This window comes from Flavobacterium sp. HJSW_4 (assembly GCF_042436695.1).
GTDB lineage: Bacteria > Bacteroidota > Bacteroidia > Flavobacteriales > Flavobacteriaceae > Flavobacterium.
This window is the reverse complement of record NZ_JBHNPP010000035.1, coordinates 22,973-37,588: the sequence shown is the minus strand read 5'-3', so window position 1 is coordinate 37,588 and position 14,616 is coordinate 22,973. Positions and strand designations below refer to the sequence as shown.

Genomic DNA, 14,616 nt, shown 5'->3' with positions numbered 1-14,616 from the left:
TCCAAAACCATCTGCTTTTTCGGGATGTTCACGACTTGCACGCATGATTTGTGTGGCGTGAACTCCAACTGCAGGACTTAACATTCCGTGATGGTAATCGATGTTTGAAAGTGTTTTACCAACATAACGCACGGTGTCCTTTTGGGCATTTACAGCCGTGCTAACCAAAAGAATTGTGACAGTTGTGATGATGTTGGTTTTTATGTTTTGGAAAGTAATCATTCTTTTATTTTTTTGTTTCACGCAGATTTTACAGATTAAAGCTGATTCTCGCTGATTTTTTATTCCTCTCGCAGATTTTGCAGATTGCGCAGATTTTATTTTTATCATCTTAAATATTAATCTGCTAAATCTGCCAGATCTGCGAGAGTATTATTTTACGCAGATTAATTAAAAATCTACTTAATCTGCTTTAATCAATTTAAATCTGCGTGAAATACTATTTTTTATCAATTAATCCTTTTAAAACTTCGCTTGAAATTGTTGTAATCGTTCCGTGTTTGTGTCCTTCCGGAAGACTTATTTTAGATGAAACATCTTCAAAATGTACAAAATCTGAAGTGCTTAAAGCTTTATAATTTTTTGAACCGTAATTGTCATAATACAACAACCAGTTTTTACCAACTTTTACCACTGTCGGACCTTCTGATAAATATTCCGTTAAAGGTTCTGAACTTTTCTCAAACGGACCTAAAGGCGATTTTCCAAAAGCTACTTTTATATTTCGCATTGGTCTTGTGTTGTCTTTTAAAACCAAAACATAATCTTTCTTTCCTTTTTTTACAATCACACAGTCAATTACACTGAAACCTGGATCGTAATATAATTTTGTATCCGAAAAAGTTTTAAAATCTTTAGTCGTTACATAATACATTCTGTGGTTGTTTTTCTCTTCTTCCACCCCTTTTGGAAATCGGAACGGAATTGTTGATGCCCAAATAATAATGTAATCCTTTTTTACATCATCATAAAAAATCTCTGGTGCCCAAACGTTTATTACTTCAGGCTCGTTTTTCATTACTGGAATATATTGTTGTTCTGACCAATGAATCAAATCTTTTGAACTTGCGTAACCAAAACCATTTCCGCCTTTCCAGTCGGTTGTCCAAACCATGTGGTACGTTCCGTCAGCTCCTTTTGTAATTGATGGATCGCGCATAATCTTACTAGCTCCGATTTCTGGTTTTAAGAATGAATCTTGCAATCCTTTCCAGTTGTAACCGTCTTCGCTGTACGCCAAATACAAACCCTCTGTTGCTGGTTCTCTAAACGATGTGAAAAGATATAGTTCTTTCTTTTTCTGCGCGTAAGATATCGCAAAAAGCGAAAAGGTTAATAGGATAAATATTTTTTTCATATTATGTTCCGTTTAAAACTTTGTCAAAGTTTCTAACTTTGACAAAGTTGACTCGACAATTTTGTTATTCTGTAATCGCTTTTTTATCTAAAGAAGCGCCTTTTTTAATTTTCGTTGTTACGTTGTTTAAAACATTGTTTTTCAAGAAAATATTTTTCGTTTCTTTTCCATCTGCTTCAATAAAAATATCGGTTGGATTAAATGGAAAATTATTATTAATCAACATATTAGAAACATTATCTAATTTGATAACTGGAATGCCTTTTATCGGTGTTGAAGATCCAACGTTGTCTAAAATAACATTTTTTGAATCTGAAATTTTGAATGAAGAACCCACTGTTGCGTTTACTTTTACATCGTGAAATTCAACATCTGTAGCCGTGTTTACTGTAAAACCTTCTTTTCCGTCGATGTTAATGTTTGAAAAAGTGATGTTTTGAATTGGCATTTCTGTAATTCCTAAAATTTGTCCTGCTTTATTCACGTTTGACGCTGTAATGTTGCTCATGTGAATATTTCTGAAAATCGGCGTTTTCTCTGTTACAGGCTCGACTTGAGTTCCTTTATCGTAAAAAAGGCTTAATACAAAAGCTTCTTCTTTGATGTTTTTCATTACGATATTATCTACGCGAATATCTTCTACAACACCGCCTCTTCCGCGAGCCGATTTGATACGAATTCCTCTGTCTGTTCCATCAAAAACACAGTTTGAAATCGTAATTTTTTTGATTCCGCCAGACATTTCACTTCCGATAACAACACCACCATGACCGCTTAACATCGTACAGTTTGTAATAGTTACATTTTCTGTCGCTTTTCCGTATTTACGTCCATCGCCGTCTCTTCCTGATTTGATAGTAATACAATCATCTCCAACACTAATATGGCAGTTTGAAATGTGAACATTGGTACAAGAAGAAGGGTTAATTCCATCCGTATTTGGCGAATGCGGATTAAAAATTGAAATTCCTGTAACCGTTACATTATCACAGAATTCTGGGTTTATCGTCCAGAAAGGCGAATTTTGGAAGGTAACGCCTTCAATCATAATGTTTTTGCAGTTGTAAGCCTGAAAAAAAGAAGGTCTGAAAAATTTCTTATCAACTGTTCTTTTGTAATATGGCTCGGTATAAAGACCTTTGTTTTGCTCTTCCCACATCGTCTGGTATTTTGTTGGAGGCAAAGGTTCTTTTGCAGTTTCGATTCTGTAAACTTCATTCCACCACGCTTTTCCTTGTCCGTCGATTACGCCTCTTCCTTTGATGGTGATGTTTTCTACATCTTTTGCGTAAAATAGTGGTTGGAAACTTTTCATTACGATTCCTTCGTAACGCATTTCCACATAAGGCAGAAAATCATCGAAGTTTTCCGAGAACTTCAAAAGCGCTCCAGAATCTAGGTGAATGGTGATGTTGCTTCTTAGTGTTAAAGCTCCGGTTAAGTATTCTCCTGCTGGGAAAAAGATCGTTCCTCCGCCGTTTTTAGATGCTTTTTCAATTGTTTTCTGAATGGCATCGGTGCATTTTTGGCCTTTGTTGTTTCCACCTTCGTTTAAGATGTTGTACCAGCCGTCGTTTGCGAATGCTGTTAAACTGGTGATGAAGCAGAGTATGAATAGTATGTTTTTGATTTTCATGGTTGTGTTGTTTTTTGGTTTCACGCAGATTTAAAAAGATTAAAGCAGATTAAACAGATTTTTTTATTTAATCTGCGCAGATCTGCTAAAATCAGCAAAATCTGCGTGAAATATTACTCTCATTTTTTGTCACCCTGAGCGAAGTCGAAGGCCGCATGCATTATCACGCATTGTGTCCAATCTTTGCGGTCCTTCGACTTCGCTCAGGAAGACAATACTAGACTTTTATTTTACTTTGACTTCAAAATCAAAACCCAGTCATTGCCATCTTCTTTTTTGCCTTCTGGCTGAAAATTTTGAGTTCCTTTGTTATCAAAAATTCCGATTTTGGTTTTCTTACCATTTCTTGGATTGTACCAAGTTGCTTCGAATTTATCACCAGCAATTTTTCCTAGCTTTACTTCTATAATTCTTCCATTGTATGTGTAAAATAAAGCATATTTTTCTCCTTTTATGGCTGGAATATAATCGTATTTTTCTCCTTGATTAACGACTAAAGAAACATCTGAAGTTCCTTCTAAAAATGGAAATTCTTCCATTAATTTCTTGATGTAAACCATTTGTTTCGCTCCAGGCGCATTGATCGCTGACGTCCATAATTCTTTATTTCCGTAAGCAGGTTTGTCGCCTTTTCTAAACATTTGCATTACAGCGTTGTGTCCGTATGTGTAACCTGCTCCACCCGATAAAACTGACCAATATCCGTAACGACGTACATCGCTTGCTGTCCATTTTGGCTGTAAAGTATCGTGCAAACCGTGTGGAATTGCTTCGTAAGAAGGTTCTCCGTCAAGTGTAGGTTTTGTTGGTTTTAATTCGAAATCTCTTAAAACAAATTTGTAATTGTCTTCTTTGAAATTCGTTTTTATAGAATCCTGATCGTATCTTCTATGTCCTGATTGGAACATATTGAAATCCAACCATTTTTCGTTGTGGAAGTTCTCTGAAGAATCAGTTCTTCCAAATGGGTGAAAAGTCACTAACTGATTTGGATTATTGGTTTTTAAAGTATTTCCGATGGCGTTCCAGATATCTTGGAATTCGTTTCCGTGTGTGTCTCCACCGTTTAACCAAATTACGTTGGTTCTGCTTTTATATCTACTAGCCAAGAACTGAGCGTATTCTGTTGCTTGTTCTTTGCTTACTTTATTTCCTTTTGAAACATTCGTTCCCCAAACTGGAACCATTGCAAGGTAAATTCCGTTTTTCTGAGCTACGTCTAAAGTATAATCTACGTGATCCCAGTAATCGTATTGTTTTGGATCTTTGAAATCATTTCCAGCCGTAATCAACGGTTTTGAAACGTCTTCGTTTATTAAAGCTGCATCGCCATAAACGTTAACAGCATTGATGTTATGCAAAACCATCACCTGAACAACATTGAATCCTTTGTCTTTTCTGTCTTTAAAGTATTTCTCAATTCCTGGTCTATCCAATTTTCCGAATGCCAGCCAACCTGTGTCGCCCAACCAGAAAAATGGTTTTTCGTTTTCAGTAACAAAATAATGCTGATTTTTAGACACTTTGATTTCAGGCAGTGATGCTTTTGTTTTAGCAGATTGCGAAAATCCGCTTTGTGCTGTAAACATAAAGCTTATACTAAGAGCGTATAAAGATTTTATTTTCAGATTCATTTTGGGTTGTTTTTGAATTTATGTTTTTTGGTGGTTAATAGCCACGAATTACACTAATTTCTCGAATTTTTCTTTGCTTTGTCTTAATTTATTTCACGCAGATTCTGCTGATTTTGGCAGATTTATGCAGATTAAATTTTAAAAATCTGTTCAATCTGCTTTAATCTTTTTAAATCTGCGTGAAATTTTTTTACTCTCGCAGATTTGACAAATTAAGCAGATTTATTTAAAAAATAATTCGTGAATTCGTGGCAAACCTTACTTTTATTTTCTTACTACAAAAAGCACTTTTTCTTTTATTTCGGCTTGTGGAATGGTTACTTGTTTTCCTCCACTGATGTTTGCTTTTTTGGTTGTATTTCCTGTTGAAGCATTGATTGCGAATACTTCAAATGTTCCTTTTTCGTTTGATAAATCAATCGTGATGTCTTGATCGTTTTTCAGATAGAAAAGATAGCTTTTTCCTTTGTTTTCTAATTTCCAAAGATTGTCTGAGAATGTATTTCCGTCCACTAATTTCATTTCGCTTAAAGCGGAATAAAACTGAGGTAATTCGATTTTTGGAATATTTGGCATTGAAGCTCCCGCCATCAAAGCTGGCCATCCGAAACGAGAAGATCCATCTGTTGAATATAAAATCACCTTTTCAGGATATTTTTCTCTGTATTCTCTAACGGCACGATACACTTGATTGTCCGTTTCTTTTCCTGTTTTTAGTTTTCTGGCATGCTGTCTTGGTGCCAAATTAACGCCTCCTTGCGGAGCATAAGCCGAACCGTCTTCTTTGTAATACCAATAACGAATGTCGATTACATCAACAGTTTTGACTCTTTTCGCATCATTCAAAATCGCATCCTGAACGTCTTTGGTTGCACTTAAACCAATTAAGCCTTTTTTACCAGTTTCGTCTTTCCATTTTTGAGCTTCATCTAACCAGAATTCCATAAAGTGAAGCGGACCAGTATATTCGGCACTTGTTAACTGAATTACGTTGCTATTATCTTGAAAATTTTCAAAAGATTTTCTAATGAAACCTTGATGTAATTTTCTTCTTTCGGCATTCGTAATATCATAAAACTGTTCCGCCATAAAAATACGTTTGTCTCCTGCGTAAGGCGGTGGCTCAGGAAATCCTGAATTATTAATGTTATTTGCTGAACGCCAAGGTGAACTTGCCCAGTGCGCTCCCGCTTCTAAAATATTGTGCTGAAAATATTGCTGATTGATTAACATTTGTCCATTTGGTTCTGCAAGCGTTGCAAACTGCGCTAAACGACTCCAGTACCAATCGTTGAATTTCGTTAAATCGTATTTGCTCAAATGATCCCAAGCAAAATCTTTTCCGCTTCTCGCGAAAGGCTGTTCGTAGAACGGAGGCCAAGTATCATCATCAATTCTGCGTACGCGTTCGTGATCGTCCATTCTGCGGTCGTACCACAAACCGTAATTGTGTTCTAAAGCGATAATATTATTTGAAGTTAAATAATCAACTGTTTCCTGAACTCTGTCTGTTAATCCATTTCCTGTTCTTCCTGGCACAAAACGAGTTACGTGAGGTAATGATTTGTTTACGAAATCATCTGTAAGATCACCTCTCCACCAAGCAACATTCATTTGTTTTCCAGCAATAACTTTTCCGTTAAAAGTTAACCAGCCATTTTCTGTGATTACTTTTGACTTATTCTCGGCTTTATTTGAAGCAACATTCTTTAAATCGTTTGCATTTTTTAAACCAGAATTATTGATATTAATTGGGTTTTGTTTTGAAACTTCAGCAATCCATTCTTGTAAACTTTGTTTGGTTGTAACTGAAGCTTTAGTCAATTCTTGCGCCACTTCGATTGTCGGACTTGAAGAGGGTTCTGATCCTAAATCATAAATAAAAGCAGGCGTTGGAAGTTTTCCTAATCTGTTTTCTAATTGCGTGTAGAACAAACTTCTCGGGCTAATATGTCCGTTTACGTCTTTCCAATGTCCGTTTCCTCCAAATTGTCCCCAAACTCCAAATGCCCAGTTTTGAGCGGTTGGCGGACTATAACATTCTACTTTTGAAGCTGAAGATTCCCAGATTACAGAATTTGCTGCTGTCCATCCTGCTCCTCTTCCGTCTTGTTCTCTATTATTGTAGCTTAATGCTTGTCCGTCGATATTAGCGATGTCGAATAAAACTCCTGTTGCCCAGCTTCCGATCGCTCCGCTGTTATTAAATGGAAGATGCGATTCACATTGAACAAATGCATTTGGACCTGTTGTTCCAAATCCTCCGACAGCGAAATCATGATATCCAAATTCTGAATAACAACGTTGGAAAAGCGTTTGTTGGCCTTCTGTATAAAATGTATGTCTTCTGAATGAAGCGATTTCAGAAACAGGTTCTGTCGCAATACAATCTTCAACTGTAACTTGTTGACTTGTTTTTAAAATCGTAACAGCTCCACCTGCAAAATGCTTGAAATTAACTTGTTTTACCCAAGCATTTCTAATGTTTTCAATACTAATTGCCTGCCATCTGTGCTCTTCATCTTTTGCATTTGAAGCATTAAAAGTTGATTTAATCAAGATGTTTTCAACTCCTGCATTTTCAACTCTTCCTGGCCATGAATAAACCGTAACTTTTGAAACGCCGAAAACATCATCTAAAGACATTGTAATTGGGGCATTCAATACAACTTCATTTCCGTTGATTTTGGTTACGACTCTATTCCAAGTCATATCCCAAGCGCCTTTTTTCCATCCAATCCAAGAAGTTTCTCCGCCGAAATCCTGCATATTTACTTCTTTAATGAAATTGTCTGTCAAAGGTTTGCTGATTTCAATTTCGTCTGAAACTTTTAATTTTGAAGCATTTTTTAATTGGATTTTCTGAGTTCCAAGCGGTGTATAAGCGTTATTGAATTCGAAAGAATCTTTATACACTTTATCGTTTACACCTAAAATTCGAATTAAAGCTTCTCTTTCTAAACCTGTTCCTAAAAGTACAGTTCCGTTTTCGCTGTTTCCGCTACCTCTTAAAACAACACCACTTTTTCTGATGTATAATGTTCCGCTTACTTTGAAAATTCCTTTATCTAAAAGAACAGCTCCACGAAAACCTGATTTATCAGGTTTTAAAGCACTTACATAATCGATTGCATTTTGAATTTTCTGCGTTGCATCTTCTTCTTGTTTGGAAACAAAAATCTTATTTTCCAGATTCGGAATTGCTACTTCAGAATTTCTGTATCCTGCGAAAGAAAAGTCAGGAATCTGGTTTCCTTGATTGTCTGCTGTAAAAGAAAGTTTTCCTTCTTTGGTTTTTACAATGTCTGGGAAAGTGTTTTGGGCTGTGATGTCTGCATTAAATGACAGAGCAAAACACATTACGAATAATGTGTTTTTGAAAGAAGTAATATTTTTTAACTGGGTAAAATTCACCTTATTATTTTTTAGAGTTTAAATTAAACCATATAAGCAATATAAGCTCATATAATCTAGGTTTCTCATTTACATTCTAAATTTCCTCAATCTTGTCATTTCGAGTGTGATTTGCTTCGCCTATTCGCTATCGCTTGGGTCTCGTTCCTCGGAATGAATTATATGGATATACTTTGTGTTATTAAACCTGACAGGTTTTTAAAACCTGTCAGGTTTGCATTGAAAATATTTTTATATAACTAAATCACTATTGTAATAATGACTTCAATTTAGCTAACGTATCTGTGTTATTTTCGATTTTTGTCCAATCTGTTTTACTCGTTGGATCGATTCCGTTGAAATACTTTTCGATGTTAGTATAACCGTCTCCGTTTGAATCTTTATTGGCATCAGAAGCATCGTTTGGATTTAAACCATATTTCTTCTCCCAAGCATCTGGAATTCCGTCATTATCAGAATCTTTATAGGCTTTTCCTTTGTAAGTTGGATAACCGCCAACTTGATCTGGATGCGTTATAATTCCTTTTTTATAAGAATCCGCAGGCAATCTTCTTTTAATGAAATCTTTTCCAATATTGTTTTCTAAACCGTCTTTAACTTCGATTTTTCCTGTGCGAACTTGTTTCAAAATTCTTTCGTCAACTGCATCTCTTTTCGGAATTGTAGCTCCAACATTCGTCAAAACATATTCATAAGCTTCTTCTGCACCCATAATTTTGAATTGAGGCATTGAGAAAGGTTTTGGCTGTTTGATTGCTGCTAAAAATTCTTTTGTTTCTGCTTCTGGAAGATTTTCCAATTGCACTCCACCATTCCAGTTATCTGCTGTAACTTCAGGAGAACCTACAATGAAATTCCCTGAAACATAAGCTCTTCCATATTGTTTTGGTTCAATATATCCAGATTCTGGTTTTACAATTCTATGAGAAATTGGTTCGCCTGCTGGTGTTATTGGACCTGGTTTAAAATAATTATTGATGATGTTCAACATCGAACGATAATCACCGCCATCTAAGGTACGATTCCACCAATTAAATACTACGTTATTCACAAAATTAAAGTCGCCATACATTCCGATAGAAGCATTTCTAGAAATGTTGTCGGCCCATAAGTTACGCATAAAAGTACTATTTAATCCGCCAATTGTACTTCCAAATGCGTGATTATAAGTATCTAAACCTTCTGATGAAATGGTGTTTTGAATGGTAATATTACAAGCTGGCAATTTCTCCAATTTCGATTTTGCATTAGCTGCAAATTGATGTCTGTATAAAGAAATATTCTCGTCTAATCCCCAGCTTACAGAGCAGTGATCTACAATGATATTTCCCATCGGATTTCCTCCAAGAGCATCATCTCTTCTCGTAACTTCAGTTGCACCACGTCTGAAACGCATGTGTCTGATAATAACGTCGTGTGTGTCAATTTCTAGAGTTTCTCCAGCAATACAAATTCCGTCTCCGGGAGCTGTTTGTCCAGCAATTGTTACGTAAGGCGCACGCATGCTGATTCTCTTTTTTAAGCGAATAATTCCCGAAACATTAAAAACGATTGTTCTCGCTCCAACAGCTTCGCAGGCTTCACGAAAAGTTCCTTTTCCGCTATCTTCTAAACTCGTAACCACAAATATTTTTCCGCCACGACCGCCTTGTGTGTATGCTCCACCGCCTTCTGCACCTGGAAATGCAGGAATATCTGCAAAAACGAAATCTTTTGGATAAGAAGCCCAAGGCAAATATGGCTTTCCTTGTTTTGCTTCTTCTTTAATAATGTGAAGATTAGCATTCCAGATTTCGCTCAATCTTGTTTCTTCGTTAGCTAAAATAGCGTCTGCTTTTGCTTGAACATCTTTTGGAATTACAGGATATTGGGCGTAAGCCGATGAAACTAGAGAACAAAATGAAAATGCCATCAATGTTCTCTTTAAAGTACGGTTTGGAAAAATATTTTGCATGAATTGTGGTCGTGTAGTTAATAGTTGTAGTGTAAGTTTTAAGAGATTATTCTTTTGAAGTAGAATCTTTTACTTTGTTTTTCTCTCTTTGTTCAACACGTTCGTGCCAATCTTTACTTTCTTTGTTCAGATCGTAACCTTGTTTTGATAAATAGTTATTAATTCTTCCTTTGTATTTACCAAACCAGCCGTGTTTTTCTTTAGAAGAACCACCATCCATTGCATGTTCTCTCGCTTCTACTAAAGCATTATAAATGTATTCTTTTTGTTCTGCCGTTAAGTTTGGAAGCATATCGTTGTAACCTGCAACCGTAATTGGAAGCACGCCATACGTCATTCCGTCTTTAACTTCAGTAATTTTGTCTTCTGATAATTCTTTACCTAATTTTTTAAGGTAAGATTTATGCAATTTTGCAATTGACTCATCTGCTTTTGCTTTCAGTTTATCAATTTTCTCGTTTTGTTTTTCTTTAGCTAAAGAAGTATCTTCTTTTACTTTTTTGATTTCAGCGTCTCTTCCGTCTTGGATTTCCGTTAAATCTCTGAATTGTTGTGCTATTATATTTGAAACTGCTTTTTCTTTTGCTTCGTTTTTCAAATCTAATTTTATAACAATTTTAGCGGCTCTTTCGTTTGTAACTTTGATATATTCAGGATCTAAATGTTGTTGTGCATTTAAAGTTGAAAATGCGAAAACCAACGATAATAAGCCTGCGTTTATTTTATTTAGTATCATGATTTTATTTTTAAGTATTTGAAAACATTCTTGTTGATTCAAAGCAAGAATGTTTTCAAAAATTGTTCCTATTTTAAATCTAATAAAGGTCTAACTAAAGTTTCTTTGTTATTAGCCAAATCTTTCCAGTTTACTTTTATTGCAGGATTCACACCGTTGATGTAATCTTCAATATTTGAGTAACCGTCTCCGTTTAAATCTCCTTGAGCATCAGATGGATCATTCGGATTTAAACCATATTTTTTCTCCCAAGCATCTGGCATACCGTCTTTGTCTGTATCTACATAAGGTTTTCCTTTGTATTCTGGATATCCTCCAACTTGAGAAATATCTGTGATAATTCCTTTTTTATAAGAATCCATCGGAAGACGTCTGTGTTCGAATTGATAAAATTCTTTTTTCTCTAATCCTTTAGCATATTCTGGAACTCCTGTTTTTACAGTTCTTACGATTCTTTCGTCAACTTTATCTCTAATTGGCAATGTTGCTCCAACGTTTTTAAGTACAAATTCATAAGATTCTTCAGCAGTCATGAATTTATTGAACCAAGGCATTGGGAAAGGTTTGTCTGATTTCATTTTTGCGAAATAGTCTTTTGCTTCTTCGTAAGGCATCAACTCCCCTTTTTTGTTTTCGATTTGAATACCACCGTCCCAGTTATCTTTAGTCACTTTTTCGTTTCCGTTAACTACGTTTCCGTTTACGAAAGCTCTACCAAAAACCATATAAGGCAATTTGCTTCTTCCAGATTCTGGTTTTAAGATTCTATAGCTAATTGGCTGAGTTAAATCGGTTACAGGACCTGGTTTATAGAAGTTATTGATGATGTTGTAATTAGCCGTATAATCTCCACCATCTGTAGATCTATTATACCAGTTGAAAACTACGTTGTTTACAAAGTTGAAGATTCCGTTCCAACCGATAGAAGGGTTTCTTCCTGCATTGTTTGCCCACATATTTCTCATAAAAGAACAGTTTTCTCCACCTAAAGTACTTCCGAAAGCGTGGTTGTAAGTATCTAAAGCTTCTCCGAATAAACTGTTTTGGATTGTAATGTTTACGGTTCCAACTTTAATGTCTGGATATCCAGGACCTGGGTTGTACATGTGTCTATAAATTGACATATTCTCGTCTAATCCCCAAGTTGCAGATACGTGATCGATCATGATATTTCCAACAGGATTTCCTCCGATAGCATCATCACGGCGACCAACAAAAGTTTCTCCACGACGGAAACGTACGTGTCTGATAATTACATCATGCGTATCAATCCAAGTAGATTCTCCAGCGATACAAATTCCATCTCCAGGAGCAGTTTGCCCTGCAATTGTAATGTAAGGTGCACGAATAATTAAAGGACTTTTCAATCTAATAATTCCGGCAACATTAAATACCACTATTCTCGCTCCACCTTGTTCGCAAGCTTCACGTAAAGTTCCTGGACCACGGTCTTCTAAACTTGTTACTGTGTAAACTTTTCCACCACGTCCTCCAAAAGTGTACATTCCTCCACCTTCAGCACCTGGGAAAGCTGGAATTTCAGCCTGAGGTAAATCTGTTGGTCTTGATGCCCACGGAATGTATGGTTTTCCATGTTTTGCTTCTTCTTCAATAACAACTAAAGCTTTTGTCCAAGCTTCATCAGAAAGTCTTTGAGCTTCTTCTTTAATTGCTTTTTCTTGTGCCTGAACTTCCGGACTTATTTTAGGATACTGAGCAAAACATTTTGCACTTCCTAAAAAAAGCAGAGATGATGCGATAAATAATGCGGAATTTTTCATGTTAATTTTAACTTTTGGTAATTCTTTTTAAACAAATCACCTGTATTTTTTTGACAAATACAGGTGAAAAGCTTTGTATATTAATCTGTTTCTTATATTAAAATCTATTCTTGATAAATGTACGTTCCAGCTGCACCATTACCATCTTTCCATCCAACAGTTTGTGTCAACCAAGGATTGTTAACCAAAGCACTTTGATTAAGTCCGTTTACATAATAATTTGGTCTCCATAAAATAGGAGTAGCTACATTTCCAACAGCATCCATTGGTGTTGGAGGAGAACGTAATTCAAAGTTATTAGTATAGAAAGTTGCTAAAGCCGTAATTTGAGCTTGGAAGTTTGCTGCATCTGGATCAACAGAAATAGAAGCACGAGCAGATGCCAAAGGATCTGTACCAGCTGCACTAGTTCCGTTTTTGTAGTGTAAATAATTTCCAATACGTTGCGTGCCGTTTAATTGAGGAATTCCAAGTTTAGCATTTGTCTGATCATTAAGAGAAGCTTCGTCACTGTAAAGCATCCATCTTTGAACATCCCAAAAACGTTTTCCTTCATAAGCTAACTCTACTCTACGCTCGTATAAACAAGCTTCAAGAGCTGCATATTTATCTCCTAATGTTCCGATTCCGTAATTGTCAGTTGCAGGAATTCCTACACGTTTACGAATTCTTCCTAAATAATTAATTGTGTTACCAATATCTCCTTTAGCAGCATAACATTCTGCAATATTCAACAATAACTCAGCAAAACGATAATCTATAATATCTGTTCCAGAAACTTGAAAGTTTGAAGAATTACTTACTGTTGGACTTGACATTTTACGAATAAAAGCTGGGCTAGACACATCATTACCCATACTGAAAGCTACACCTGTAGTTGCGTTTGTTGACCAACGGTATGCCCACACAGTAGGTGCTGCAGTTGAAGGCAAACTATTGTTATAAGGCCAGTAACTACCTGAGAAACCAAATGTTCTGTAAAAACGCGGGTCACGATCTTTAAAGAATAAGAATGGATCATAACTATTAGCTGCAGTTGGTCGTTTTCCATTAGCCATAGGAAATAAATCAATCATACCTTTTGGAGCTTTAACTCCACCGCTTCCTTGTCCTCCTTGGCTTGCCAAACGCATTGATCTTTCCCAAGAACTATTAGATTGTAAAGAAGGAGCAACTGTAGTGCTGCTTGCTAACAATTTAACTGTAATCGCTTCTGAGATAAATGCATTATCATTAATATAAAACATTCTTTCCCAATCTTTTGCTGTAGTTCCGAATAAACCATGTCCTTGCGAAGTTAATTCTGTTTCTGCTGCTAATCCAGCTGCTAAAGCCGCATCCCAACGATCTGTTGCTGAATCCCAATTTTTGTTAAATAACGGACTCGCATACGTCAATAATACACGTGATTTTTGAGCTAGCGCTGCACCTTTAGTATAACGGCCATAATCACTTGCTGGCCATTTAGAAGGCAATAAACCTGCCGCTAAGTCAAGATCGGCAATAATTTGATTCACTACTTCAGTTACTGTAGCTCTTGGTATTTTTATTGATGGATCATCTTTAGCAGGAGTTTGAACAACTGTTACGATTGGAACACCTCCATAAGTACGCATTAAATCAAAATATTGGATCGCACGTAAATAATACATTTGTCCTTTGATTTGATCACGAAATGTTTGGTTCAAAGTAGCTCCATCTACGTCAATTCTTTCCAACATAACATTAATATCTCTAATTCTGTTATAAGGATCGTTGCTAGGGTTTTCAACCAATGTTTTTCCGAAATACCCTGATCCGTCCGCTGCATTTTCCAAAGTAATATTTGGATTAATCATAGCAGAAATACCTCCTATTTCTTCTGTATAAGAAGTCTGCGTTGTTGTAAAAGATCCAACAAGCATTGCAGTTGGTGTTTTATAGGCATCAAAGAAATCATAGTATAAATTATTTACATACCAATTCACACGTTCTTCGCTTTTAAAGAACTCTGCATCATAATACTTATATTGTGTTTTTTCTTCCAAAAAGTCATCACTGCATGAAACTCCTAATACCATTAAAAGTATCATTGCTATATATCTACAAAATTTTGCTTTCATAA

At 35.8% G+C, this 14,616-nt stretch carries 8 protein-coding genes and 1 pseudogene; all 9 read right to left on the bottom strand.

Annotated features, from left to right (window positions below; all coding sequences use genetic code 11):
* A pseudogene (locus ACE01P_RS21545) lies at window positions 1-222 on the bottom strand (six-hairpin glycosidase); the annotation flags it as partial.
* Window positions 223-439: 217 nt separating this feature from the next.
* Window positions 440-1,357 (bottom strand): glycoside hydrolase family 43 protein, encoded by a 918-nt coding sequence (locus ACE01P_RS21540; protein WP_379701107.1) that lies wholly within the window; start codon window positions 1,355-1,357, stop codon window positions 440-442.
* A gap of 64 nt (window positions 1,358-1,421) precedes the next feature.
* Window positions 1,422-2,993 (bottom strand): glycoside hydrolase family 28 protein, encoded by a 1,572-nt coding sequence (locus tag ACE01P_RS21535; RefSeq protein ID WP_379701106.1) that lies wholly within the window; start codon window positions 2,991-2,993, stop codon window positions 1,422-1,424.
* Between the two features lie 230 nt (window positions 2,994-3,223).
* Window positions 3,224-4,627 (bottom strand): glycoside hydrolase family 140 protein, encoded by a 1,404-nt coding sequence (locus ACE01P_RS21530; protein ID WP_379701105.1) that lies wholly within the window; start codon window positions 4,625-4,627, stop codon window positions 3,224-3,226.
* Window positions 4,628-4,891: 264 nt separating this feature from the next.
* Window positions 4,892-8,041, bottom strand: coding sequence for a DUF6298 domain-containing protein (locus ACE01P_RS21525; protein ID WP_379701104.1), 3,150 nt, complete (start codon window positions 8,039-8,041; stop codon window positions 4,892-4,894).
* 247 nt (window positions 8,042-8,288) lie between these two features.
* Window positions 8,289-9,995 (bottom strand): polysaccharide lyase, encoded by a 1,707-nt coding sequence (locus ACE01P_RS21520; protein WP_379701103.1) that lies wholly within the window; start codon window positions 9,993-9,995, stop codon window positions 8,289-8,291.
* Window positions 9,996-10,041: 46 nt separating this feature from the next.
* Window positions 10,042-10,731 carry a DUF3826 domain-containing protein gene (locus ACE01P_RS21515; RefSeq protein WP_379701102.1) on the bottom strand — a complete coding sequence of 230 codons (690 nt, stop codon included), beginning with the start codon at window positions 10,729-10,731 and terminating at the stop codon, window positions 10,042-10,044.
* Between the two features lie 68 nt (window positions 10,732-10,799).
* Window positions 10,800-12,512 carry a polysaccharide lyase gene (locus ACE01P_RS21510; protein ID WP_379701101.1) on the bottom strand — a complete coding sequence of 571 codons (1,713 nt, stop codon included), beginning with the start codon at window positions 12,510-12,512 and terminating at the stop codon, window positions 10,800-10,802.
* A 104-nt stretch (window positions 12,513-12,616) separates the two neighbouring features.
* The gene (locus ACE01P_RS21505) at window positions 12,617-14,614 is read right to left on the bottom strand and encodes a RagB/SusD family nutrient uptake outer membrane protein (RefSeq protein WP_379701100.1); all 1,998 of its coding nucleotides are present in this window, start codon (window positions 14,612-14,614) and stop codon (window positions 12,617-12,619) included.
* Window positions 14,615-14,616: the final 2 nt, after the last annotated feature.

Bases quoted from the DNA above. Each gene is read 5' to 3' on its own strand.
- ACE01P_RS21540 (WP_379701107.1), bottom strand. From the start codon at position 1,357: ATGAAAAAAATATTTATCCTATTAACCTTTTCGCTTTTTGCGATATCT.
- ACE01P_RS21535 (WP_379701106.1), bottom strand. From the start codon at position 2,993: ATGAAAATCAAAAACATACTATTCATACTCTGCTTCATCACCAGTTTA.
- ACE01P_RS21530 (WP_379701105.1), bottom strand. From the start codon at position 4,627: ATGAATCTGAAAATAAAATCTTTATACGCTCTTAGTATAAGCTTTATG.
- ACE01P_RS21520 (WP_379701103.1), bottom strand. From the start codon at position 9,995: ATGCAAAATATTTTTCCAAACCGTACTTTAAAGAGAACATTGATGGCA.
- ACE01P_RS21515 (WP_379701102.1), bottom strand. From the start codon at position 10,731: ATGATACTAAATAAAATAAACGCAGGCTTATTATCGTTGGTTTTCGCA.
- ACE01P_RS21510 (WP_379701101.1), bottom strand. From the start codon at position 12,512: ATGAAAAATTCCGCATTATTTATCGCATCATCTCTGCTTTTTTTAGGA.
- ACE01P_RS21505 (WP_379701100.1), bottom strand. From the start codon at position 14,614: ATGAAAGCAAAATTTTGTAGATATATAGCAATGATACTTTTAATGGTA.